At 61.2% G+C, this 23474-nt stretch carries 21 protein-coding genes; 18 read left to right on the top strand and 3 right to left on the bottom strand.

Going from position 1 to position 23474, the window contains the following annotated elements; translation table 11 throughout:
• Window positions 1-65 precede the first annotated feature (65 nt).
• Window positions 66-1046, bottom strand: a complete 981-nt coding sequence (locus FJ972_RS26375; protein WP_140498503.1) for an aldo/keto reductase — start codon at window positions 1044-1046, stop codon at window positions 66-68.
• Entirely contained in the window at window positions 1043-1765 is a 723-nt protein-coding gene (locus FJ972_RS26370) for a GntR family transcriptional regulator (RefSeq protein WP_181173488.1), read from the bottom strand. Before FJ972_RS26370 ends, FJ972_RS26375 begins: the two co-directional genes overlap by 4 nt.
• 149 nt (window positions 1766-1914) lie before the next feature.
• Here FJ972_RS26370 and FJ972_RS26365 point away from each other — a divergent pair, with 149 nt between their 5' ends.
• The 15 genes from FJ972_RS26365 (at window position 1915) to FJ972_RS26295 (ending at window position 19207) form a co-directional block, all read left to right on the top strand.
• Window positions 1915-2694, top strand: coding sequence for an alpha/beta fold hydrolase (locus FJ972_RS26365; RefSeq protein WP_181172793.1), 780 nt, complete (start codon window positions 1915-1917; stop codon window positions 2692-2694).
• Between the two features lie 17 nt (window positions 2695-2711).
• Window positions 2712-3104 carry a carboxymuconolactone decarboxylase family protein gene (locus FJ972_RS26360; protein ID WP_140525281.1) on the top strand — a complete coding sequence of 131 codons (393 nt, stop codon included), beginning with the start codon at window positions 2712-2714 and terminating at the stop codon, window positions 3102-3104.
• Window positions 3101-3724, top strand: coding sequence for an amino acid synthesis family protein (locus FJ972_RS26355; protein WP_140525282.1), 624 nt, complete (start codon window positions 3101-3103; stop codon window positions 3722-3724). The genes FJ972_RS26360 and FJ972_RS26355 overlap by 4 nt, the downstream gene beginning before the upstream one ends.
• A gap of 101 nt (window positions 3725-3825) precedes the next feature.
• Window positions 3826-5337: an ABC transporter substrate-binding protein gene (locus FJ972_RS26350; protein WP_181173489.1), complete on the top strand. Its 1512-nt coding sequence runs from the start codon at window positions 3826-3828 to the stop codon at window positions 5335-5337.
• A 190-nt stretch (window positions 5338-5527) separates the two neighbouring features.
• The gene (locus tag FJ972_RS26345; RefSeq protein WP_140513435.1) at window positions 5528-6469 is read left to right on the top strand and encodes an ABC transporter permease; all 942 of its coding nucleotides are present in this window, start codon (window positions 5528-5530) and stop codon (window positions 6467-6469) included.
• 6 nt (window positions 6470-6475) lie between these two features.
• Window positions 6476-7282 carry an ABC transporter permease gene (locus tag FJ972_RS26340; RefSeq protein WP_140525284.1) on the top strand — a complete coding sequence of 269 codons (807 nt, stop codon included), beginning with the start codon at window positions 6476-6478 and terminating at the stop codon, window positions 7280-7282.
• A 13-nt stretch (window positions 7283-7295) separates the two neighbouring features.
• Window positions 7296-9053, top strand: a complete 1758-nt coding sequence (locus FJ972_RS26335; protein WP_140513437.1) for a hypothetical protein — start codon at window positions 7296-7298, stop codon at window positions 9051-9053.
• Window positions 9054-9061: 8 nt separating this feature from the next.
• Window positions 9062-9820 carry a hypothetical protein gene (locus FJ972_RS26330; RefSeq protein ID WP_140525285.1) on the top strand — a complete coding sequence of 253 codons (759 nt, stop codon included), beginning with the start codon at window positions 9062-9064 and terminating at the stop codon, window positions 9818-9820.
• Window positions 9817-11565 (top strand): ABC transporter ATP-binding protein, encoded by a 1749-nt coding sequence (locus FJ972_RS26325; RefSeq protein WP_140525286.1) that lies wholly within the window; start codon window positions 9817-9819, stop codon window positions 11563-11565. The genes FJ972_RS26330 and FJ972_RS26325 overlap by 4 nt, the downstream gene beginning before the upstream one ends.
• 24 nt (window positions 11566-11589) lie before the next feature.
• Window positions 11590-13146: an aldehyde dehydrogenase family protein gene (locus FJ972_RS26320; RefSeq protein WP_281405887.1), complete on the top strand. Its 1557-nt coding sequence runs from the start codon at window positions 11590-11592 to the stop codon at window positions 13144-13146.
• Between the two features lie 88 nt (window positions 13147-13234).
• Window positions 13235-15109: a helix-turn-helix domain-containing protein gene (locus tag FJ972_RS26315; RefSeq protein ID WP_140498493.1), complete on the top strand. Its 1875-nt coding sequence runs from the start codon at window positions 13235-13237 to the stop codon at window positions 15107-15109.
• A gap of 112 nt (window positions 15110-15221) precedes the next feature.
• On the top strand, window positions 15222-16235 hold the full coding sequence (locus tag FJ972_RS26310; protein WP_140525288.1) for a flavin reductase: 1014 nt from the start codon (window positions 15222-15224) through the stop codon (window positions 16233-16235).
• Between the two features lie 4 nt (window positions 16236-16239).
• The gene (locus FJ972_RS26305; RefSeq protein ID WP_140525326.1) at window positions 16240-17751 is read left to right on the top strand and encodes an aldehyde dehydrogenase; all 1512 of its coding nucleotides are present in this window, start codon (window positions 16240-16242) and stop codon (window positions 17749-17751) included.
• Between the two features lie 42 nt (window positions 17752-17793).
• Window positions 17794-18876 carry an LLM class flavin-dependent oxidoreductase gene (locus FJ972_RS26300; RefSeq protein ID WP_140498491.1) on the top strand — a complete coding sequence of 361 codons (1083 nt, stop codon included), beginning with the start codon at window positions 17794-17796 and terminating at the stop codon, window positions 18874-18876.
• 16 nt (window positions 18877-18892) lie between these two features.
• Window positions 18893-19207: an NIPSNAP family protein gene (locus tag FJ972_RS26295; protein ID WP_140525289.1), complete on the top strand. Its 315-nt coding sequence runs from the start codon at window positions 18893-18895 to the stop codon at window positions 19205-19207.
• Here the strand turns inward: FJ972_RS26295 and FJ972_RS26290 are convergent.
• A complete protein-coding gene (locus tag FJ972_RS26290; RefSeq protein ID WP_140525290.1) occupies window positions 19193-19855 on the bottom strand; it encodes a cysteine hydrolase family protein in 663 nt (220 codons plus the stop codon). The genes FJ972_RS26295 and FJ972_RS26290 overlap by 15 nt on opposite strands.
• Before the next feature lie 221 nt (window positions 19856-20076).
• On the opposite strand from FJ972_RS26290, the gene FJ972_RS26285 reads away from it, so the two are divergent.
• The 3 genes from FJ972_RS26285 to proX are packed head-to-tail and all read left to right on the top strand — an operon-like array spanning window position 20077 to window position 23320.
• Window positions 20077-21270, top strand: coding sequence for a quaternary amine ABC transporter ATP-binding protein (locus FJ972_RS26285; protein WP_140525291.1), 1194 nt, complete (start codon window positions 20077-20079; stop codon window positions 21268-21270).
• Window positions 21271-21272: 2 nt separating this feature from the next.
• Window positions 21273-22211 (top strand): ABC transporter permease, encoded by a 939-nt coding sequence (locus tag FJ972_RS26280; protein WP_140498487.1) that lies wholly within the window; start codon window positions 21273-21275, stop codon window positions 22209-22211.
• 56 nt (window positions 22212-22267) lie between these two features.
• A complete protein-coding gene (proX, locus tag FJ972_RS26275; protein ID WP_224519139.1) occupies window positions 22268-23320 on the top strand; it encodes a glycine betaine/L-proline ABC transporter substrate-binding protein ProX in 1053 nt (350 codons plus the stop codon).
• The last annotated feature ends 154 nt before the right edge of the window (window positions 23321-23474 follow it).

The raw sequence follows: 23474 nt of genomic DNA, 5'->3' as shown, positions 1-23474 counted from the left end.
TGAAACCTGCGCGGACGAGTGCAATGTCACAAGCATATCAGCTTACCGCAAGCATTGTGCTTCATTCAGTGGCCTGAGGCGTTCAGCGGCCGTGGCTCGTAGGCCCCGTCGATGCGGTCGATATGTTCGGGCGTAAGCACTATGTCCAATGCCGCGACTGCCTCGTCGACATGGTCTGTCGAGGTCGCTCCGAAGATGGGCGCGGTAATGCCGGGGCGCGCCAATGTCCAGGCGAGAGCCACCTGCGCCGGTGTCTTTCCGATGTCGGCGGCAACGGCAGCGACGGCTTCGCGTACGGCGTGGTCGCCGTCGCGGTGGTAATATCTCTGCGTATAGTCGTCGCTTTTCGTGCGCGCCGTCTGCTGGCCGGGATTGCGGCGGTCCGCGGCAAGGAAGCCGCGCGCGATCGGGCTGAACGGTATCAGGGCAACATCATCGTGGCGGCAGTAGGCAAGCAGTTCCCGCTCGCACTCCCGGTGAGCGGGATTGTATTCGCATTGCATCGAGATGAATGCCGGAAGGTCGCGTGCGCTGGCAGCCGCACGGCATTTTGCGAGTGTCCAGCCGGGCATCGTCGTGACGCCTACATAGAGCGCCTTTCCGGCGCGCACGATATCCGCCATGGCATCGACCAGTTCGTCGAGGTCGGTGTCCTTGTCCCAGATATGCGTCTGGAAGAGGTCCACGTGATCGGTTCCAAGGCGGACCAACGAATCGTCGATTGCCTTGAACAGGTGCTTTCTGGAGTAGCCGCGGCCGTTGCAATGCGCGGCCATCGGGTTTCCCGCCTTGGTGGCGATGACGAAGCTGTCGCGCGGCTGCTTGAGAACGAGTATCTGGCCGAGAATGCGTTCACTCTCGCCAGCCGAATAGAAGTCGCAGGTGTCGAAGAAGTTGATGCCGTGGTCGAGGGCGCGCGCAACGATCGGCGCCGACGCCTTCTCATCGAGCACCCAGGCCCGCCATCCCGCGGATCCGAATCCCATCGCGCCGAGGCATAGCCGGGATACCTTCAGATTGCTCTTGCCGAGCCTGACATAGTTCATGTGTCGATCCGTTGCTTGCGTGATGAGGATTTGGCGTTCTGCCCGGAGTCCCGCAGCAGCGACAGCGCGAAAGCCGCGGATCTTTCGACATACCCGCGCGTGAGCTTTTCGGCGAGGTCGGCATCGCGCGCGCGCAGCGCGTCGAAAATGCCGTGGAGCAAGGCCATCGTATTCCTGCGCCGTTCAGCCGAGGCGACGCGGGTGGTGACGGTGCGCAGATAGGTGACGCGGCCATGCAGGAGAAAGGTCATTTGCCTCGTGATGTCGTTGCCTGCGCCTTGCATGATGATGTCCCACACCGCGTCGAGCTTCTCAGCATGCTGCCTGGCAAGCTCGGAGGTGTCGGTTTCGCCTGCTTCCGAAATACGCCGCGCCAATTCGTCCATTTGTTCCTGGTTGGCCCGTTCGACAAACAGGCGCGCCATGGCCGATTCCAGGATTGCGCGGGCCTCGTAGATCTGCCGGACTTCCCGTTCCGACAAGCGGGTCACGAACATGCCCTTGCCGGCTACCCGAGTCACAAGCCCTTCGGACTCAAGCTGGCTCAGCGCTTCCCGAATGCTTGTGCGGCTTACGCCGGTCTGCTCGGCGAGCTTCCGTTCCACCAGCTTGTCACCCGGCTTGAACACTTCGTTGAACAACGCCTCGCGCAGCGTGACAACGGTCTGCTCGCGCAATGTCGGCGAATCCGCAATCGACCAGTCCGTCCATTCATGCATCGCGGCGTCCTCTCCCGTCATTCCTTTCATGACAGCTACGCGTTCGACTCTTTCATCACAAGTAGCCGATTCAAATACGGTTGACCATATGCCTGTCTGTCGGTATACCAAAAAAATCGAGTTCGAACGAGGGACCTGGGATGGCGCCGATGCGCACCAAAGACGATCTCATCGCCTATGAGAGAAGCGGTAAGGGCCATCCTCTCGTGCTGGTGCACGGTGTCGGCGCCAATCTGCAAAGCTGGGACGACGTCAGCAGCGAACTGGAGGGCAGCTTCGACATTATTCGTTCCGACCTGCGCGGTCATGGTCAGTCCGCGCACATCGATTCGGAATATTCCGTCGAGAAGTTTGCCGCCGATATCGTTCGGGTGATGGACGATGCCGGCGTGCGCAAAGCCCATCTGGTCGGCTTTTCATTGGGGGGCTTGATCGCGCAAGAACTGGCCTGCTCCTATCCGGACCGGTTTGAGCGCGTCGTGCTTCTTTCCGCAGTTGCGGGGCGCACCCCCGCCGAACGTGAGAAGGTTGTGGCGCGCCTGCAGATGATCCGCGACGGCGGTATGGACGCAGTCGTTGGTGCTGCGCACGACCGCTGGTTCACCAAGGAATTCGCCGAGCGCCATCCCGATGTGATCGAACGGCGAATTGCCGAGCTCAAGGCTGTCCACGTGCCGTCTTACCTGGAGGCGTATCGGGTGTTCGGCCTTACCGAACTGGTGGATCGGCTTTCCGAGATCAGGCAGCCAACGCTGGTGATGACGGGCGAATTCGATCAGGGGTCGAATGTCCGGATGGCCGAGACGATGCACCGGCTGATCCCCGATTCGGAATTACGCATTCTGGCCGGCCTGAAGCACAGCGTCCTGGTCGAGGCATCCAAGCTGGTGTCCGACCATGTCCGCGAGTTCCTTTTGCGTCCACGCTGAAAATGAAGGGAAGACGAATGAACGAGACGCTATTTGAGCGTGGGCTGGAGCGGCGCAAGGCGACGCTCGGCAACGAATATGTTGAAAATTCGCTGAGCAAGGCAACCGAGTTTTCCAAGGGCTTTCAGTCATTTATCACAGAATATTGCTGGGGAACGGCCTGGGGCGACGACAGGCTGGATGCCAGGACCCGCAGCATGCTGAACATCGTCATGATTGCCGCGCTCAACCGCATGCATGAGTGGGAACTGCATTTTCGCGGCGCCCTTCGCAACGGAGTCACTCGTGACGAGCTGGACGCGTTGATAACCCATCTCACGATCTATTGCGGCGTTCCTGTCGGCGTCGAATGCCATCGCATCGCCAACCGCGTGCTTGCCGAACTCGCAGCCGGCGGAGTGGAAAAATGACTGGGGTCCTGATCCGCAAGGTCGTCGATTTCGTCGAGGACACGCTTATCGAAGGGGGGCGCGTCGCGCCTGTTCCGCTTCGCATGGCCGCCTGCGCGGCGGTAATCCGCAATCCTTGGGCAGGATCGGCATTCGTCGAGGACCTGCAGCCGCACATCATGGAGCACGCCAAGGCGCTCACGGATGCCCTCGTGCCTCGCCTGGTGGCGATCATGGGCGGCCCGGACCGGATAGAAGCGTTTGGAAAGTGCGCGGTGGCCGGGACGGATGGCGAAGTCGAACACGCGGCCGGCCTGATCCACACGCTGCATTTCGGCAATGTCTTCCGCATCGCCGCCGGCGGCGATTCCTTTCTCCCGTTTACGAACAAGCGTGCCGGCGCCGGCACCGCGCTCACCGTTCCCTTGACCCACAAGGACGCCGAGAAGAAGGGAAGCCGCGCTCATTTTCTGACCGTGGAATTCACCATTACCGACGCACCTGCGCATGACGAGATCGTCATCGCCTTGGGCGCCGCGAGCGGCGGGCGTCCGCACCATCGCATCGGCGATCGGTTCAACGACATGCGGATCATGGGAGTCGATCAGGCCGGCCGGCCGCTGCCAGCCGAGAGCAAATAACGCGCAAGCCTCCGGGTCCTTGCCCGGAGGCCAATAACGGCAATGCCGATAATATCGGGAACTGAACCAACGGAGGATTTGTCATGGATAGAAGGCAATTTATGGCCGCCGTCAGCGGCTTCGCAATCGTGGCCTCTTTGCCGGCGGTAGCGCTGGCTCAAGATACCCAGCCGGTCACCGGCGGCACGCTCAACGTCGGCTTCATCAGCGACGTCCGCACGCTCGACCCGCTTCAGTCGTCGCAATGGACCGAGCGGCAGATCCTTTTCCTGATATTCGATACGCTTCTCGAGACCGAGGCGGACTTCTCCCTGAAGCCTGCCCTGGCGAAAAGCTGGGAGTTTTCGGACGACGGCAAGCGCGTGGTCCTGAAGCTGCAGGAAGGCGTGAAGTTCCATGACGGCACACCGTTCAACGCCGAGGCCGTGAAATGGAACCTTGATGCACGTCTCGATCCGAAAGGCAACTCATCGCAGCTCAAGTTGCTGGAAGGCGTCAAGAATGTCGAAGTGCTGGACGAATTCACCGTCGCCATCGACATGAAGGAACCTTATCCGCCGCTGCTGGCGCTGTTTGCCGACCGCGCAGGGCTGATGGCTTCGCCAGCTGCGGCCAAGAAATACGGCAGCGACGTCGGTTCCAATCCTGTCGGGACCGGTCCGTTCGTTTTCGGCGAATGGGTCCGCGGGTCGCGCATCGCGCTCACCAAGAACGACAGCTATTGGCAGAAGGGAATGCCATATCTCGACGGCATTACCTTCCATGACATTCCGACGAACGTCGTCGGCATTCAGCGCATGGCCATCGGTGAACTGGATTTCATAAGCCAGCTTGATCCGTTGGATACGCGCCTTTCCAAGGCCAGCCCGGACATCGAGCTTGTGCCGTCGAAGGGTGGCGTCTGGTATTCCTACCAGTGGCGGTGGGACGCCGAGCCATATAACAAGCCGGAACTGCGCCAGGCCATCGCGCATGGCCTCAACCGCGACCGCATCAACCAGATCATATGGGCGGGGCAAGGCAAGATTTCCGACAGCTTCACGCCAGACGGCCTGTGGTGGACCCCAACCGATCTGGTGCACTACGAATACGATCCGGAAAAGGCGAGCAAGATCGTGGCTGATTCCGGCCTGAAGGGCACCACCATCAAGCTTGCGGCGCCAAGCGGCGATACGCTGCGACGCTTTGCCGAACTTGCCAAGGAAGACCTCGACGCGATCGGCCTCAACATTGAGCTCGAGCCGGTCCCCCAAAGCGACTACTACGCAAAGGCGGTCTCAGGCGAGATACGCTTCACGCCGATGCGCTGGACGCAACGGGCGGATCCCGACGGCCTGATCCACTATCTCTTCTCCAGCAAAGGCACCGCGAACTCCACGGGGTACAAGAATGACCAAGTGGACAAATGGATCGATGAAGCGCGGGTAATTTCCGATCAGGCGCGCCGCAAGGAATTGTACGAAAAGATCCAGCGTCAGATTTCTGCCGATCTGCCTTACATGCCCGTCGGGTTCAGCGTCGAATTCAACGCCATGCGCAACACCGTCAAAGGGTTCGCTCCGATGCCGGACGAGATCCCGCGGTTCCGTTACGTCTGGAAAACGCAGGCCTGATCTTCATGCTTTGCCGCGGCGCGGCGCGCCGCGGCCTCTGGCGCGGGTGGGACCTGGTCCCGCCTGCAACCGGTAGAGGAACTTGATCGCCATTATGACCGCCGCCCATCGGATGTGCCCAACCGCCCGCTTTGCGAGACGGGCGCCCCGGAGGCGTTTCTTCAATCCTTCGCGATGAACTGAGGCCGGCATGCTTGCGCTTGTACTTTCCCGCATAGCGATCATGGTTCCGAACGTTATCGTTCTGACGTTTCTGCTGTTCACGTCGGTGACGTCCTTTCTGGGGACGCCGGCGGCGATCATGCTGGGGGAGAACGCATCCCCTCAATCGATCGCCGAACTCAACGCGAAGCTAGGCTTCGACCAGCCCATCCTGTCGCGTTACTGGAACTGGATCAGCGCCGCATTGTCGGGCGACTTGGGCCGGTCTTATTCCACCCAACAGCCTGTCGCGCAAATGATCGCGGATGCCCTTCCTCTAACGCTTGAGCTGGCATCCTGGGCGATCCTCATCGCATTCCTGGGGGCCACGCTGATCAATTCGGCGACGTTCATGAAAAAGCTGGTGGACCGGCTCACCGCCGCCGTCAGCATCGTCGGCATCACCGTGCCCAATTTCTTTCTCGGACTGCTGCTGATCTACCTTTTTTCGGTTCAGCTCCGCTGGCTGCCGACGACCGGATGGTCGCCGTGGTCACGGGGTGCCGGGCAGCATCTCATCCACATGATCCTGCCCGTCATCACGCTTACGACCTTTTATTTTAGCTCCTTCACGCTCGTCTACAAAGCCGAATACCAGTCGGTGAAAGGCAGCCTCTACATCCAGGCCGCGCGTTCGAAGGGGCTGTCCGAGGCGCGCATTTCCTACCGGCACATTCTGCCCAACAGCATATTGCCCTTGATCACCTATGCCGGTCTTTCGCTTGGACAACTGGTTGGCGGCGCGGTCGTCACCGAAACCGTCTTTTCGATGCCGGGCATGGGCCGGCTTCTGGTGGAAGCGATCTCGTCCCGGGATTTTCCTGTCATGCTGTCGGTTGGAATGGTGATCATCGTCGGCGTGATGATCCTCAACCTTGTGGCGGACGTGACCTACAGCCTCGTCAATCCGCTCGTGCGAACATCGGCTTAGCATCCAATGAGAAAACTTCCATTCCGATTGGTCCTTGGCCTGACGCTTCTGGTGATCATCACTTTGATCGCGGTGTTCGCGCCCTTGATCGCGCCCCTGCACTCGACCGCCACGACGGTAAACGTCCTCGGCCCGCCTTCGGCTGAAAACATCCTTGGCACGGATCAACTTGGCCGGGACGTGCTGTCGCGCGTCATCTACGGAACAAGGGTTTCACTGCAGGTGGGCGCTTCGGCGGCCACAGTGGCTGTGCTGATCGGCGCCCCCATTGGCCTGATCGCCGGATTTTTCCGTGGCTGGATCGATTTTGTCCTCGTCCAGATCATCGACATTTTCATCGCCTTGCCGGGGCTCGTTCTCGCATTGATCATCACCGCGATGCTCGGGCCATCGGTGGTCAACCTGGCGGTCACGCTGGGTGTCGTCACCGCGCCGACGGTCGCCCGGCTGGTTCGCGGTCAGGTCTTCGTCGTCCGGGAAATGGTCTTCGTGGAAGCTGCGCGCGCCACGGGCGCAAGCTCTTTCTGGATCATCCGCCATCATATCATGCCAAACACGATGCGCGTGGTGTGGGCGCAGTTCGCAATCAATGTGGCCTTCGCGATCTTCACCTCCGCAAGCCTCAGCTTCCTGGGGCTGGGCGTTCCTCCGCCGGCTCCGGACTGGGGCGGCATGGTACGCGACGGTTCGATGTTCCTGCCGATCCTGCCGCTGCTCAGCCTGGGGCCGGGCGCTGCCGTCGCCCTTACAGTTTTCACATTTTATCTTGTCGGGTCGAGCATGAACGAGGCCGCGTCCCGCAATGATCGCTGATTGGAACAGGGAAATGACGTCTAACCAGATCGAGCCGCCGCTGCCGGCATTCATAGAACAACGCCTGCAGGAGTTTGCCGGCCGGGAAGGTGCCCTGAAAGCGCGGCGATGGATGCGGCCGGCGGATGTTCTGATGCGTGTGGAGAACCTTCGCTGCTTCAAGGCTTCGCGCGTCAGTTTTGCCGACATGTTGTTGCGCAGGATCGTTCGCGAACGCTGGCAGATAAGGATGATCTCGGCGGAATGCGGCGATGACGGCGCGGCGAGATTCGTCTACCGGATCGACGCGGAAGGCCATTCCTTCTCCTATATTGCCCGAGCATATCCATGGGACGGAATCGAAAAAGTCGGACGCCGCTCCGATGGCGCGGACCGTGACATGTTCGGCGCGCTCTTCGTCAATCTTGCCAGCCAACAGCGTATCGAGCGGGAATTTGAAACATTCGACATCAAGGCTGAAGGCCAGATGCGTACGGATTCGGATGTGGTCGGCTGGACCCCGGCCAATCGCAGCAGCCGGCATTTCGACGCCGTAGTCGAAGCACTGTCCCGCGGCGAACAGCCCGCCCCCGAGCTCGGCATCGCCTATCTCATGCGGAACGGTGGCTTTCAAAGCAGCGGCCGCAATGGCACGGTTTCCTATCCGGGCATTCCCGAGGGGCATCCGCTGGCGCACCCGTTCTTTGCGGATATCTTCGCCATCTACCTGGTGCGGCTCGTCTCCATCGATCTCGTCAATGCCGTGGCGCGGCGGCGCAATCCGGATGCAGCGCAGCTCGACATTTCGATCGCGCGCGGGCTTGGAATAGGCAACTCCTCAGGCCAGGGCATGTGCGTTGCCCTCCAGCGCTGGCCGCATTGGGTCGCCACATGGGTGACCGTACGCGAGGCGGCTCTTGGCTACGCAAAAAGCCTGCCGGTCGATGCGGGAAGCATTTCAGTTGTCCGCGGCTCGATAGAGAGCACCATCCGCATCTATGCGCAGACCGACCCACAGACGCAGGACTACGTGGTGGCCAACGAAACCATCATCGAGAACCTGACACGCATATCGGCAAGCCTGCGCGAAGGACAGTTTCGGTGCTGGGGCGACGTTGCTGCGCACGTCGCAGAAGTCATGGATGGCGAGACCAGTGAGCAGTTCCACAGCGTACTTCTCGACGTGGTACCGGACTTTTGTGACGCCATCGCGCCCTATTTCCAGATCGGCGCAGCCCGCAAGCGGCAATTGCAGCCAGCAATGACGGTCGCTGAATTGCGCGAGATCCTGCGCAGGAACTACGTCTGGGCTCTCACCGCCGACCGCACGCTTGCCGAAACCCATCAGCACTTCTGGTACCATTCGATCGACAATGGCGAACAAAGGCGCGGCGAGCGGGTCATCGACCCGCACGAGCGTTTCGAATCCTTCATCGATCATATCGGATTGATCCAGAGGCTGGCGGCGGTGCTGGTCAGCCGTGGTGACAAGGAGCGCGCCGGCGACGTCGTCCTCGACCATCCGGACTTGCATTACGCCATTTCGCGGGTGCAATATCTGGATGGCCTGCTCTATGCGGAAATACGCGATCCGCTCGCGCATCGCGATTTCGTCCCCGCCGATCTCATACGGTTTTTCCTTGCGTCGCTGGGCATTCGCGGCTCGACGCCGCTCAGCATCCGCTATGTGCGGGGGACTTTCTTCCAAGACCAGCCGCTGCCTTCGGAATTCCTCGAGCCTGGCAGGCCGGGTTCCCGGGTTCGCAAGCATGAGAATGAGGTCGCCCTGTGAGCACGAGCATGTTTGTTGCCTATTCCGAACTGACTCGCGTCCTGCCGTGGTCGCTCAGGGCGCTGGGCTACGCGTTCGGAACCGCTGACCGGGGTGCTCATCTCGTTGCAACAGGTGCGGCGCTCGATCCGGCTATTCTGGATGAAATTCGCCAGGCGGGACCGCGGCCCTCCCATGGCTTCCGCTACCGGAAATCGAACGGGCTCACGATGCTGGACGCCGCCGGCGTTTCATTTCTGGAAACGGGACCTGCCGCGATCGATGCTCTCGCCGCGCATGCAGGCGGCGCCAAATGGGAAATGTGCCGGATATTGGCGGCGACCGAGCTGTCGCTTGTTCCGGCCACGCTGGTCGGTGCGATGGACTACAATCTCTCCTCTATCGGCATCATCGCCAGGGATGGAACCTTCGACTGGCTGTTGGCTGACCCCGACGCACGGGGTGTGCTTTATTCGGGCCGGGGCCGGGATGCCCTGGCGGCGCTCCTCGGTGAGGACACGGCGGTTCTGGGTTCGATCGACGCCGCCGGGCTGACGCCGGGCTGCGCGCTTCTCATGGTCAGCGCCCGCAGGCCTGAACTGAAGGCGTCCGGGCACGTTGCCGTTCGGCCTCGGGAAAAGATCGCCATGGCGCACCAGAAGGGCATTCCCCTGTCGCGCGAGACGCTGGATGCGCTGTACGCGCTCGAAATGCTCACCTGGGCTCCAACTTCGGAGCGCTCTCGCTCGCAGGCGGGCTTCACTGTTGCACCGGCGCCAAACTCATGAGTGAACGGAAATCCGATCCAGTGGTCGAGGTAAAAGGCCTCAACGTCGCTTTCGGCAAGCATCAGGTGGTGCATGATGTCGATCTGGCCATCCATGCTGGCGAGACGCTGGCGCTTGTCGGCGAGTCGGGGTCCGGCAAGAGCGTCACCTCCATGACGATCATGGGACTGCTTTCCGGCAATACCCAAGTGACCGGTTCGGTCATCGTGGATGGCCAGCAAGTGGTGGGGGCGTCGACATCGACATTGCGGCGGGTGCGTGGCGGCATTGCCAGCATGATCTTCCAAGAACCGATGATGAGCCTGAACCCGGTTCTGCAGGTCAGCACCCAAATCAAGGAAATGCTGCGCCAGCATCGACCCTTGAGCGATGCCGAGGCGCGGGAGGAGGGCATCCGGCTTTTCGACCGCGTTCGCATTCCTGACGCGCGGCGGCGGTTCAATGACTATCCTCACATGTTCTCCGGGGGGATGCGGCAGCGGATCATGATCGCCATCGCATTGGCGTGCTCGCCGAAGCTGCTTATCGCCGACGAGCCGACAACAGCGCTCGACGTGACGATACAGGCGCAAATCCTCGATCTCCTGAACGAGGTCCAGCGCGATACCGGCACCGCGATCCTGTTCATCACGCATGACATGGGCGTAGTGGCCAACATCGCCGACCGCGTCATGGTCATGCACAAGGGACGCGTGGTGGAGACGGGAGCAGTAAAGGACGTTTTCGAGCGTCCGCGCGAGGACTATACGAGGATGCTGATCGACGCGGTCCCCCGCCTGGGGCAAGGCGTCGCCCGCTCCTACCGCGCGCCCGCCAAGGATGCTGTGCCGAAGCCGGTTTTGAGCGTGCGCAAGCTGGTGACCCGGTTCGACGTGCGTGGCGGGGCGATGCGTCGCAAGCTGGGGCGTCTCCATGCCGTCGAGGGTCTGAGCTTCGACATCATGCCTGGAGAAACGCTGTCGCTGGTTGGTGAATCCGGCTGCGGCAAGTCGACGACCGGACGCAGCATCCTGTTTCTCAATCCTCCGGATTCCGGCGAGGTGGTCTTCGACGGACGCACGGTGCGGCGCGACAACAGGTCCGATCTTTCGGATCTCCGGCGCAATGTGCAGATGATCTTCCAGGATCCTTTCAGTTCCCTGGACCCGAAGCAAAACGTCGGTGCGATCCTGGCGGAGCCCCTGCTATGCCATGGGTTGGCGACCAGGGCCAAGGCCCTGGACAAGGCGAAACATCTTCTGGAGCGTGTCGGCCTCGAACCGTCGATGATCACCCGTCTTCCGCACGAGTTTTCCGGCGGACAGCGTCAGCGAATCTGCATTGCGCGGACCCTGATGCTCGACCCGAAGGTCATTATAGCCGACGAGGCCGTCTCGGCGCTCGACGTTTCGGTAAAGGCGCAGGTGATCGACCTGCTGCTTGAGTTGCAGGAGGACCTGCGGTTGTCCTACCTCTTCATCAGTCACGACATGGCCATTGTCGAACGTGTCAGCCACCGCGTGGCGGTCATGTATCTTGGCGAGATTGTGGAGATCGGGCCCAGCCGCGAGGTGATAGGGAATCCGAAACATCCCTATACCCAGAAGCTGATGGCAGCGGTGCCGAACCCGGAGCCGGCCGCGGACAGGCACCGCTTGATCGGCAAGCCGGTGACGGAATTGCCGTCTCCCGTGCGGCCGCTCGATTTCATTCCGCCGAAGCGGCAGCCTCGCGCGGTCGGACCCGACCACTTCGTGATCGAGTGAAAAGCTTTAACGAGGGCGCTTCAGATGGACGCCCTTGAACGAATCCGGGCAAGGCGCTTCCCGATACCTATGGAGAATTCGATGAACACACATGCTGATCAGTTCCGAATTGGAGAGAAGGCGGCGTCCTTTTTACGCCAGGAGAAAAAACTCCTTATCGATGGAAAATGGGTGCCGGCTCAGTCCGGGAAGATTTTCGACACGTATGATCCGGGCACGGGACGCATAATTGCACAGGTTCCGGAGGGCGACGCCGCCGATATCGACAATGCCGTCAAAGCTGCGCGGCGGGCCTTTGAAGAAGGCCCATGGAGCCGCATCACGCCCAGCGAACGTGGACGTCTCATCTGGAAACTGGCGGATCTGCTGGAACAGAACGCCGATGAACTGGCCGAACTGGAGGTTCTCAACAATGGCAAGCCGCTTGCCAATGCCCGGAATTCCGACGTCGCGCTCAGCGTGGATATGTTCCGCTACATGGCGGGCTGGGCGACCAAGATCACAGGGGAAACCATTTCGATCTCCGCGCCGGACAAGTACCATGCCTTCACAGTGCGCGAGCCGGTCGGCGTCGTCGGGCAGATCATTCCGTGGAATGCGCCACTGCTCATGCTGTCCTGGAAGGCAGCGCCGGCGCTGGCCACCGGCTGCACGATCGTGCTCAAGCCGGCGGAGCAGACGCCGCTGACGGCGCTGCGCTTCGGTGAACTGGTCCAGGAGGCCGGCATTCCCGCCGGCGTGATCAATATCGTGACCGGTTTTGGACCTACGGCGGGCGCAGCGATCGCCTCGCACCCCCAGATCGACAAGGTTGCCTTTACGGGTTCCAGCGAGGTCGGCCGCATCATCGTCAAGGCTGCCGCGGGCAATTTGAAGAAAGTGTCGCTCGAATTGGGAGGGAAGTCGCCCGTCATCGTCTTTCCCGATGCTGACATGTCGGTTGCCATTCCCGGTGTCACGCAGGGCATTTTTGCCAATAGCGGCCAGGTCTGCACAGCGGGATCGCGGCTGTTCGCTCATAAGAAGGTGTTCGACCAGATCGTGGATGGGATCGGCCAACGGGCAGGGAATATCCGCGTCGGTCATGGCCTCAGCGAAGGCGTCCAGATGGGGCCGGTCATTTCCCCGGTCCAGTGCGACCGCGTCATGAGCTATATCGAGCAGGGCAGGAGCGCCGGTGCAACCGTGGCGTTTGGCGGCACGCGGATAGGCAATGAAGGCAACTTCATTGCGCCGACGGTGCTGACCGATACCCGACCCGACATGGCGGTGGTGCAGGAAGAGATTTTCGGTCCTGTCCTGTGCGCCATGAGCTTCGATGACGACGACCTGGAACAGATCGCGCGGCAGGCGAATGACAGCATCTTCGGACTAGCTGGCAGCGTCTGGACGCGGGACCTAAGCGTCGCCCACAAGATGGTACGGCGAATTCGCGCGGGCCGGATCGGGGTCAACGTACACGGCTCGGTGGACGCGGCGATACCCACCGGCGGCTTCAAGCAATCCGGCTGGGGCAGGGAACGGGGACAGGAAGGGCTGAACCTTTATACGGAGACCAAGTCGGTCATCATGTCGCTTTGAAGGCCTGCCAAACCTTTCGCGAACAGCCGGCAAGGTCGATCCTATCCATGCCGGCCATATGGCGGCGGCATGACCCCCGGTAACGAATATGACTGTGGCGCGCCATCGACCAGGAAGGCTATGTAACGATCGAGTACCGGCAAGCAGCGAGGTTCTGTTGAGCGCTTTGGATCGCCCGCTGTCACGCGTCCTGCGCGACGTGACCAGCCTCATCAATTCCAGCGTCGACCTCGAGACAACGCTGCAGCACCTTGTCGATGCGGCATGCCAGCACGATGCCTGGTCGATGGCGGCGGTGATGAGCATCGATCAGGCGGATGGCAATGCTGTGGTCGTGACCCGGCATGATCCTAGCCAGTTGACGAAGTCCTATCGCAACCGCTGGACGCTGGCGACAAGTCCATCCCTCATCGCGTTGACCCGCAATGATCCGGTGATCATTCGCGATGCCCAGGAGAGCATCGAATTTCCGGGCTATCGGGAAGAGGCAATCCAGCGCGGTTATCGCACTGTCGTGGTTTTGCCTCTGGGCTGCCGGGACATGGAAGACCGCGCGATGGTCTTGTCGGTGCAGTCGCGCGACGTTGTCGATCTGTCAGCGGCCGATCTCGCATTCCTGCAGACGATCGTCCATCTGGGCGCCATAGCCGTGGACAAGGCCCACAGGCTAAGGGCGGAACATGCTGCCGCCGCGCAACTCCAAAACGCACTTGCCGCGCATTCCTCCCTGATGCACCAGGTCCTGTCGGACGGTTCCGTCGCATCCGCGGCTTCCATGGTCGAAACCTTCCTGCCGAACGCAATCGTCGTGGTGGATCTGACTGCCAACCTGGTCGTTGCCGGACGTTCGCCCAAGCCGGACCTCATCGACACCGACCGCTGGCGCGAGGAGATGGACGATTGCATGAGCCGCCAGTTTCTCCGTCTTGCTCGCGATATCTCGGACCAGGCCGGGCTTGAAATGCGCAAGCTGTACCTGAACTGCGGCGGCCATCACCTCAACCTGCCGGCGGCGGTGGAGCCGTTGGTCGTGGATGGCAAGACGGTAGGGGCGCTGATCGTGTTTTCGCTCGACGCCAATTTCGGCGACCTCGATCATCTTCTTCTTCAGAGCGCTCGGTTCGCGCTCAGCGTCCAGTTGATGCGCAGCCATTTACGGTTCCAGACGGAATCGCAGACTTCCAGCGAATTGTTCATGGAAATAGTTTCCGGCAACTGGCGCAACGTGGACGATTTGACGGCGCGGGCGCGCCGGCTCGGCATTGACGTAAACGCCACCGCCAGGCTGGTCGCGATCGGCCTCCCGGAAACTGTGCCGGAAAAGGGCAAGACCATACCCGAACTGCACCGCTCCATCATGCGGCTCGCCGGCCAATTGGCGCCGCAGGCGACCGCCGCCGCATTGGGCGAGATCATTCTGTGCCGCATTCCCGACGCGCCCCGCGACGCGGACACGGTGGTCAAGACGTTTGTGCGCAAGCTGATCGAGGAAACGCAGTGGCTGATCGGCACCAAGCCGATCATCGTGGCGGGTAAGACCTGTTCGAGCATTCACGACTATCCCCAGGCATGGCTTGAATGCGAGCGCATGATCCGTCTTGCCGTCCGCTTCAACCGTACCGGGTTGCTTGCGCCCCAGGACTTCGGTCCTTTTCCGCTGCTGCTTTCGGCGGCCGACAGCAAGGAAGTGAGGTCGTTCGTGGATATCGCCATTGGCGCGGTCGTGCGTCACGACGAGGCGCATGCAACGGACTATATTAGGACCCTGACCGTCTTTCTGGAGCACGGTTGCCGCAGCCAGGCCTGCGCGGACGCGATGGAATTGCATGTTACTACGCTTCGTTATCGCCTGAACCGTATCCAGGAACTGTTTGGCATCGAGATCGATTCACCCGAACGTCGGTTCGCGCTTGAACTGGCAATACGCCTCAACGAGACCATTGCCCGGGAGCAACCTGTCTGATGCGGTCTCTGCTTCGTGTCCTAGGAGTCTGACTACCGCCTCTCCTGCGTAGAGCAGGAAGACCCTCTCTCACGTCCCTTTATCCTTCCACCCTCCTGGAGAGGCAGGACGCATGGCGGACAAGAGGGAAAAAGAGCTGAGCACGATCGATCCAGTGGAACTGCGGCGAACGTTCGGCACCTTCGTCACGGGCATCACGGTGGTGACGACGCGGGACGAAGATGGTTCGCCGCGCGGCATGACTGCGAATTCCTTCACCTCAGTCTCCCTTGAGCCGCCGCTGCTGCTCGTCTGCATAGGAAAGAGCGCCAGCAGCTTTCCGGCATTCAACACGGCCGAAGGCTTCGCCGTCAACGTACTGCACGAGCGCCAGAAGGAGGTGGCGAGCCTCTTCGCCTCGAAGTCACTCTCCAAGTTCGAGACGATAGCCCATACTACCGTGCATACGGGCTCGCCGGTGCTCACCGACAGCCTTACCTGGTTCGACTGCACGGTGCATGACCGTATCGAGGCGGGAGACCATGTGATCCTGATCGGCCGGGTGCGTGCTTTCGGCACCAGCCCTGCCGCTCCGCTAGGGTTTTGCCGGGGGCGCTATGTCTGCGTGGAAGACCCGATGCCGCCTGGCTGGACGCCTTCCCATCGCATGATCATCGGCTACCTGGTCGAGCATGACGGCCGCATCCTGCTGCGCGACGATGGCGCCGGAGGCTGGGAACTGCCGACGGCAACGCACCGTAAGCCGGGCGACATGCTCAGCTTCGAAGGCGGCGGCGTGGTTGCGCCGCTCACCAGCGATGCGTTTCTCTATTCGGTCTTCGATGTGGCCGACCAGCAGCCCGGTTATGTCGTTTACCGTGGCGCGCTCGCGGGCCCGCCCGGCGAAATTCCGGATTTGTCGCCGTCGCTGAGGTTCTTTGCCCATGAAGAGCTGCCTTGGGACAGCATTCCGATCAGGCAGATACGCGCAACGCTGCGCCGTTACCTGCATGAGCGCGCGGACTCTCGCTTCGGGATCTACGTCGATTCCAGCGATGGCGGCCGGGTGGCGATGATAGACGGCGCCCCGCGTCCGTGGCGGTCGCTTAACGGCTTGGCCGGCGACCGAGAAACCGCGAAGGGATGAGATGATGGACCTGACGCTGAAGGTGATCGAAGGATCGCGCCAGGATCTTTTCATTGCCGGGGAGCGCGTCGCGCCGCGGTCCGGCCGCTACATGCCGAGCTACGATCCGACGAACGCGGCGCCTTGGTATGAGGTTGCCGACGCCGGGGCGGATGATGTCGACGCCGCCGTGCAGGCAGCCAAAAGAGCGTTTCACGATCCGGCCTGGCGCAGGCTGACGCAGACGGATCGCGGCAAGCTGCTGCGCCGGTTGGCCGATTTCATCGCGGAACACGCCGATGAACTCGCGGCCATCGAGACGCGTGACAACGGCAAGCTTCTGAAAGAGATGCGTGTGCAACTGCGCGCGGCGCCGGACAGCTATCTCTATTTCGCCGGAATGGCCGACAAGCTGCATGGCGAGACCATACCGGTCAATAAGCTCGATATGCTGAACTTCACGCTGCGCGAGCCGATCGGCGTGGTGGGCATGATCTCGCCGTGGAATTCACCGCTGATGCTGCTGACCGGCACGCTCGCACCCTGCCTGGCGATTGGCAATACGGTCGTGGTCAAGCCATCAGAGCATACTTCCGCGTCCACCCTTGCCCTCGCCGAACTGATTGCAAAAGCGGGCTTCCCGGCTGGCGTTTTCAATGTCGTTACCGGCAAGGGCGCCACGGCGGGCGAAGCGCTGACCTTGCATCCCGATGTCGCCAAGATCGCCTTCACGGGCAGTACGGCAACCGGCCGCCGCATCGCCGCCAACGCTGCCAGCCGACTTGTTTCGTGTCAGATGGAACTGGGCGGCAAGTCGCCTCATGTCGTATTCGCCGATACCGACATCGAGCGCGCGGTGAACGGCGTGGTTGCCGGCGTGTTCGCCGCTGCCGGGCAGACCTGTATCGCAGGCTCGCGCTGTTTCGTCGAAAAATCCATCTATGCCGCATTCGTAGAAAAGCTGGCGGATCGTACCAGGCGCGTGCGTATCGGCCATCCGACCGATGAGGACACGGAAATCGGTCCGCTGGCGCTCGCTGCCCAACTCGACAAGGTCGAGCAGTATGTGGACTACGGCGTCGCCGATGGCGCGCGGCTGGTTGCCGGAGGCCACCGGCCGCGGCGGGACGACCTCCCCGGCGGCTGGTATTACGAGCCCACGGTTCTGGCGGATGCGCGCAACGACATGCGCTTCATGCGCGACGAAATTTTCGGGCCCGTCGTGGGCGTCGTGTCGTTCGACAATGAAAGCGAGCTGATTGGGCTTGCCAACGACACCCATTATGGGCTGGCGGCGGGTGTCTGGACCCGCGACATCGACCGGGCGCTGCGCTTTGCGCGCAACGTTGATGCCGGCACGGTCTGGGTCAATACGTATCGCTCTGCTGCTTACATGTCGCCCTCCGGCGGGTTCAAGGAGAGCGGTTACGGCAAGCGCGGGGGCTTCGAGGTTATGCGCGAGTTCTCCCGCCTGAAGAATGTCGTCATCGACTACTCCGGCGCCACGCAGGACCCGTTCGTAATCCGTTTGCGCTGACGCTCATCCGACGGTTCCCTAATATTCGAAAAGGTCATTGCCATGAAATTTTCCGTTTCCCTGAACATGGAGAGGTTCAGTCCCGACAAGGATATGCGCCAGGTGGCGGCTGAGACGCTGGAACTGGTCCGTATGGCCGATGCCGGCGGCTTCGAGACCGCCTGGTCGCCCGAGCATCACACGATTGAATTCACGATCGCGCCCGGCCCGTTCCAGTTGCTGGTCTGGTGGGGAGCTCATACCGAACAGATCCGGCTTGGCACCGCCACCATCGTCGCGCCGTACTGGACCCCGATCCGTCTCGCGGGAGAGGCCGCACTTTGCGATCACCTGACGGGAGGGCGGCTGGAATTCGGCATCGCCCGCGGCGCCTATCAGTATGAATTTGACCGTATGGCGGGAGGCATCCCGCAACAGGAAGGCGGCGCCTACATGCAGGAACTGCTGCCGGCAGTCCAGAAATTATGGGCAGGCGACTACGCCCACGAGGGTAAGTATTACCACTTCCCGCTGGCAACCTCGGTGCCGAAGCCCTTGCAGCAACCCAACCCGCCCATCTGGGTGGCGGCGCGTGACCCCGGCACATTCGATTGGGCGGTGCGCAATGGCCACAACATCCTCTCCACGCCGTTGTCGCGGCCGGTCGCGGAAATCGGCATTCTCGGCGACAAGTTCAAGAAGGCGGTCCAGGATCATCCCGAAGTGCCGAGGCCGCGGTTCATGATGCTGCGCCGCACTTGCGTGTATGAACGTCCCGAGGACTGGGAACTGCCGGTTCGCTACAGCTATCAATATGGGCGCAGCTTCGAGAACCTGTTCCAGAACATCGGCACGGTGAAGAACGGCTTTCCTGAAGCGGTTTCTTACGACACCGTTGGCAACAGCGGCGACTACGATCCGCGGTCGATCCGCGACAATCTCCTGTTCGGCACGCCGGACGAGGTGGTCGAAAAGCTGATGGTCTATGAAGCGGCGGGCGTAGACCAGTTCTGCCTCGGCCTCGCCTTCGACCTGCCGTTTGAAGTGCAGAAGAAATCGCTGGCGTTGTTCATCAAGGAAGTGATGCCCGTATTTGCGATGCGCGAGAAGGAAGCGGGCAGGGAAAAGTCGCGGGTGATCGCCTGATGGGAGCTGTCGCGCCATGATTGTCGAGGAACGCATCTACAAGATAAGGGCCGGCCGTCTCGCCAGATACATGCAACTTATCAGCGAGGAAGGCCTTGCCATCCAGCAGCCGATCTTGGGCAACCTGATCGGCTATTTCCGCACCGAGATCGGACCTCTCAACCATGTCGTGCATCTATGGGGCTATAGCAACCTGAACGACCGCGCCGAGCGGCGTCAGCGGCTGGCCGAAGATCCCGCGTGGCGGGCGTTTACGGTCAAGCTCACCGAGAATATCGAAACGATGGAAAACCGAATCCTGATCCCGACCGATTTTTCACCGCTGCGGTAGGTTCAAGACCTCGCATCCCGCTTGCCCGACCGCGAAAGAATCCAGGAGCCGGTCCGTGGTCATCACCCAGCCGTAGTTGCGTGCGAAAGCATCGAGCATGGCCTGCCGGCTGGGCGGATGGTTGGAAGAAACAGCATCCTCCACCACAATCGTGGGATAACCGAAATGCACGGCGTGACGGCAGCTATCTTCGACGCACATCTCCGCTACCGTGCCGACGAATACCAGACCGTCTACCGCAAGCAGCTTGAGCGTCTTGGCAAGATCCGTGGCATGAAAGGCGCTGAAATAGACCTTGTCCAGCACGATATCGCCATCCTGTGGCGCAAGCTCGTCGATCACCTCCGCGGCATCCCGCAGGCCCTCGACATCGCCGTAGGATCGCATGAAGCCCGGCACGCACGCATGGGTCGGCGCATCGGTCAGCTTGATCCAGGTCAGCTTGCCGGCCAAGGCCTGATACAGGGGGTCGGCAACGTATCGCGTGAATACCACCGCCTTGCCGTTGCCGCGAAACGCCGCAATGAGTCTGCTGATCGAAGGTATGGTTTCGCGCGCGGATGCAACCTCCATCGGCGCATGCCTGCGCACGAAATCGTTCTGCATGTCCACGACCATGAGGGCAGGGTTTTTAGGCGAAGCCAGCACGCCGTTCCTCCATACAGGCGTCCCGGATTATACCTATCCGGGTAGCGGAGAGCCTATATCATCGAACCCGCGAGCCGTATGCTTTCCTTCATAGCATTGGGCTAGGCGGGTATCCTGCCGAACGGGGGAAGACGGCGGGTGCAGTTCTATCTTCATTAATCGGGATCGTGGCTCTGGAATGTGCTGACTATCGTCCGCCAGGCCAGGAGTGGAGGACAGGTGTGACGGATCGCATAACGGTCGAGGGCGTGTACAAGATTTTCGGCAGATCGCCGGAATCGGCTTTGGCCATGCTGAAGTCTGGCGAGACAAAGGAAGCTGTGCTCCAGAAGACCGGGCAGGTCGTCGGCTTGAGCGACGTGTCGCTGTCCGTTCCCGTCGGTTCGATTTACATGATCATGGGCTTGTCCGGCTCCGGTAAGTCGACGCTTGCGCGATGCATCAATCGCCTCATCGAGCCGAATGCAGGGCGCATCCTTATCGATGGCGAGGAGATCACCGGCGCCAGCGAAGCGCGGCTGCGCGAAATCCGCCGGACGCGTATCTCCATGGTGTTCCAGCACTTCGGCCTGTTGCCGAACAGAACGGTGTTGGAGAATGCCGAGTTCGGCCTGAAACTGCGCGGTGTGCCAGCCGCCGCGCGCAGGAAGAAGGTGATGGAGGTGCTGGAGGTCGTCGGGCTGGCTTCGTGGGCAAATCATCTTCCCGGTACGCTGAGCGGCGGCATGCGTCAGCGCGTCGGATTGGCCCGCGCACTCGCCACGGATGCCGATGTCCTGATCATGGACGAGGCTTTCAGCGCGCTGGACCCACTCATCCGCAGCGAAATGCAGGACGAACTGCTGCGCCTGCACAGGACTTTCCACAAGACCATCCTGTTCATCACGCATGATTTCCAGGAGGCGCTGAAGCTCGGAAGCAGGGTCGCCATCATGGCGGATGGAATGGTGATGCGCGAAGGCGTTCCGCAGGACATCGTGACCAAGCCCGGCAATGACTACGTCGCAGCCTTCACCCGCGACGTCAACCGGGCCCATCTGTTCGATGCGAGTTCCGTGATGGTGGAAAGCAGCCCGCTCCGGCTAGACGGACGTGCGTCCGGCGGCCGCGATGCCGATGGCGAACCGGTGTTCATCGTCGACGATTCGATGCAGGTCGTGGGTGTCGTCGGACCACGCCAGTTGCCACGCCTCGCCGATGGTTCGGCGATCCAATCATTGATGAGCAAGGACTATGAGACGGTATGCGGCACGGAAAAGCTGTCGGTGGTGGCCAGCCTGTGCCATCGAGACCGGCCGATAGCCGTTGTTGACGAGGGCGGCCGATATTTGGGGCGTGTCGATCCACTCCAGATACTGTCCCGCATTGGCGCTCCGGCGGCGGCTTCCTCGCAATCCCGGGGAGCGGAGGCCTGATCATGCTGGATGTCGATAATCTCTATGTCATCCCGCTGGACCAATGGATCCAGGTCGGCGTCCGCTGGCTGGCAATGCATTTCCGGCCACTTTTCCAGACCATCAAGTGGCCCGTCGAGACCCTTCTGACCGCGATCGACCATGGACTCCATGCCATTCCGTTTCCGATCCTGATCGGGATCTTTGCCCTCATCGCATGGCGCTCCGCATCGCGTGGCGTGGCTATATTCACGCTGCTTTCGCTGACCCTGATTGCCTTCATGGGCCTGTGGGCGGAAGCGATTACCACCCTGTCGCTCATCGCCACGGCAATCGTGGTGTGCGTCATTCTTGGCATTCCAATCGGAATCCTGTGCGCGCGCCACGATCGCGCCTGGACCATCGTGCGGCCGGTGCTCGATGTCATGCAGACGACGCCCAGCTTCGTCTACCTGGTCCCGGTGGTCATGCTGTTCGGCGTCGGAACGGTGCCTGGGGCAGTCGCGGTCATCGTGGCGGCGATATCGCCGCTGATCCGCTTCACCAATCTCGGGATTCGTCTTGTCGACAAGGAGATGGTCGAGGCGGGGCGGGCCTTCGGTGCCACCGATCGCCAACTTCTCTGGGAAGTCCAACTTCCATTGGCCTTGCCAACCATTCTGGGCGGCCTCAACCAGACAGTACTGATGGCTATGGTCATGTCGGTGATCGTATCCATGATCGGGGCCGAAGGGCTCGGACTTGTGGTCCTGCAGGGGCTGGGACGTCTCGATGTCGGCATGGCTGCCGTCGGCGGCATCGCCATCGTCCTGCTAGCCATGATCCTCGATCGCATCACGCAGGGCCTGGCCAACCAGGACAAGGCCGGACCAACCCGGGGCATCCGGGCCGCCCTGGCTCAGTTGCTGCGTCCCAGAAATGAGGAAGCGGGGAGTTTCGAAACGAACCACCAGCAGGTTTGAACACCGTCTCGATCAGGCGGAACGACGCAACAAATATCACAACAAGGGGAGAATACATGTCGGCGAATTATCGATACCGCAAAGGGCTGAGACTGGCCTGCGCCATGGCTGTTGCAGCAACCATGATGGGTGGGCAGAGTTTTGCGCAGGATAAGCCTGGCGAAGGCAAGACCATTCGTTTCACGTCCTCCGACAGCCTGGGCGCCAACTATATTCAGGACCAGGTCCTGATAGCGGGCCTCGAGAAACTCGGTTACGACGTAAAGTTGTCGACCATGAACATGTCGGCGATCCTGCAGGCCATTTCGCAGGACGACCTCGACATGACCGGCGACATCAACTGGCCGCAGGCCGAGCCCGCCATCGCACAGATCTCGGATACGGTCGAACTGATCAATGAAGGCACGATCGCGGGCGGCGGCATCAACGGCTACATGATCGACAAGAAGACAGCCGAAGCCAACAACATCACCAATGTCTCGCAACTGAAGGACCCGAAGATCGCCGCCTTGTTCGACACCGACGGTGACGGAAAAGCCAATCTGGTGAATTGCGATCCCGCTTGGAAGTGCGGTGACGTCGTCGATTTCCAGGTCAAGGAGTTCGGCTTGAGCGATACGGTGCGCTCCATCCGCGCCAAATACGAGCCGCTGATCGGCGAGGTCTTTGCGCGGGCCGACCGAGGAGAGCCGATCCTTCTTTACACCTGGAGCCCATCCTGGATCGTCTATCGGCTGAAGCCCGGCAAGGACGTGGTGTGGCTGCCGATCCCGTATGACGCTCTTCCCGAGGGCGTATCGAAACCGAAGACGCACGAGGTCAAGGACGTGGTTGGCTGTGCGGGGGGGCAGAACCCATGCCGCATGGCGGTTGGCCCATGGAACTGGCGCACGCTCGCCAACAAGAAGTTCCTGGCTGACAATCCGGCGGCCAAGAAATTCATCGAACAAGCGAAATGGTCGCTGGACATCTGGAGCCAGTGGGAAGGCGATCTGGGGGCCGGCAACAAGACCGACGCCGAGATCAAGAAGATCGCCAACGACTGGATTGCCGCAAATCAGTCGGAGTTCGATGGCTGGGTAAAGAATGCGGCTGCCGCCGGGAAATAATCCGGGCAGGCCTCTATCGTGGCCTGTTATCACAATGGTGGCGGACCCTGTCCGCCACCATTGTGATTGAGGAGACCGATTGCCGGCCAAGCGTTTTCGCTTCATGGCGACGTTTCCTTATGGGGAGCGGCTACACAGGCTCATGCAAAGGGCA

Source organism: Mesorhizobium sp. B2-1-1 (genome assembly GCF_006442975.2).
Lineage (GTDB): Bacteria > Pseudomonadota > Alphaproteobacteria > Rhizobiales > Rhizobiaceae > Mesorhizobium.
Note: the sequence above shows the minus strand (reverse complement) of the source record. Positions and strands in the feature narration are given on the sequence as shown.

Bases quoted from the DNA above. Each gene is read 5' to 3' on its own strand.
- FJ972_RS26330 (WP_140525285.1), top strand. From the start codon at position 9,062: ATGTTTGTTGCCTATTCCGAACTGACTCGCGTCCTGCCGTGGTCGCTC.
- FJ972_RS26345 (WP_140513435.1), top strand. From the start codon at position 5,528: ATGCTTGCGCTTGTACTTTCCCGCATAGCGATCATGGTTCCGAACGTT.
- FJ972_RS26305 (WP_140525326.1), top strand. From the start codon at position 16,240: ATGGACCTGACGCTGAAGGTGATCGAAGGATCGCGCCAGGATCTTTTC.
- FJ972_RS26350 (WP_181173489.1), top strand. From the start codon at position 3,826: ATGGCCGCCGTCAGCGGCTTCGCAATCGTGGCCTCTTTGCCGGCGGTA.
- FJ972_RS26360 (WP_140525281.1), top strand. From the start codon at position 2,712: ATGAACGAGACGCTATTTGAGCGTGGGCTGGAGCGGCGCAAGGCGACG.
- FJ972_RS26365 (WP_181172793.1), top strand. From the start codon at position 1,915: ATGCGCACCAAAGACGATCTCATCGCCTATGAGAGAAGCGGTAAGGGC.
- FJ972_RS26300 (WP_140498491.1), top strand. From the start codon at position 17,794: ATGAAATTTTCCGTTTCCCTGAACATGGAGAGGTTCAGTCCCGACAAG.
- FJ972_RS26315 (WP_140498493.1), top strand. From the start codon at position 13,235: ATGACTGTGGCGCGCCATCGACCAGGAAGGCTATGTAACGATCGAGTA.
- FJ972_RS26370 (WP_181173488.1), bottom strand. From the start codon at position 1,765: ATGCATGAATGGACGGACTGGTCGATTGCGGATTCGCCGACATTGCGC.
- proX (WP_224519139.1), top strand. From the start codon at position 22,268: ATGTCGGCGAATTATCGATACCGCAAAGGGCTGAGACTGGCCTGCGCC.
- FJ972_RS26310 (WP_140525288.1), top strand. From the start codon at position 15,222: ATGGCGGACAAGAGGGAAAAAGAGCTGAGCACGATCGATCCAGTGGAA.
- FJ972_RS26295 (WP_140525289.1), top strand. From the start codon at position 18,893: ATGATTGTCGAGGAACGCATCTACAAGATAAGGGCCGGCCGTCTCGCC.
- FJ972_RS26325 (WP_140525286.1), top strand. From the start codon at position 9,817: ATGAGTGAACGGAAATCCGATCCAGTGGTCGAGGTAAAAGGCCTCAAC.
- FJ972_RS26280 (WP_140498487.1), top strand. From the start codon at position 21,273: ATGCTGGATGTCGATAATCTCTATGTCATCCCGCTGGACCAATGGATC.
- FJ972_RS26355 (WP_140525282.1), top strand. From the start codon at position 3,101: ATGACTGGGGTCCTGATCCGCAAGGTCGTCGATTTCGTCGAGGACACG.
- FJ972_RS26320 (WP_281405887.1), top strand. From the start codon at position 11,590: ATGGACGCCCTTGAACGAATCCGGGCAAGGCGCTTCCCGATACCTATG.
- FJ972_RS26335 (WP_140513437.1), top strand. From the start codon at position 7,296: ATGACGTCTAACCAGATCGAGCCGCCGCTGCCGGCATTCATAGAACAA.
- FJ972_RS26340 (WP_140525284.1), top strand. From the start codon at position 6,476: ATGAGAAAACTTCCATTCCGATTGGTCCTTGGCCTGACGCTTCTGGTG.
- FJ972_RS26375 (WP_140498503.1), bottom strand. From the start codon at position 1,046: ATGAACTATGTCAGGCTCGGCAAGAGCAATCTGAAGGTATCCCGGCTA.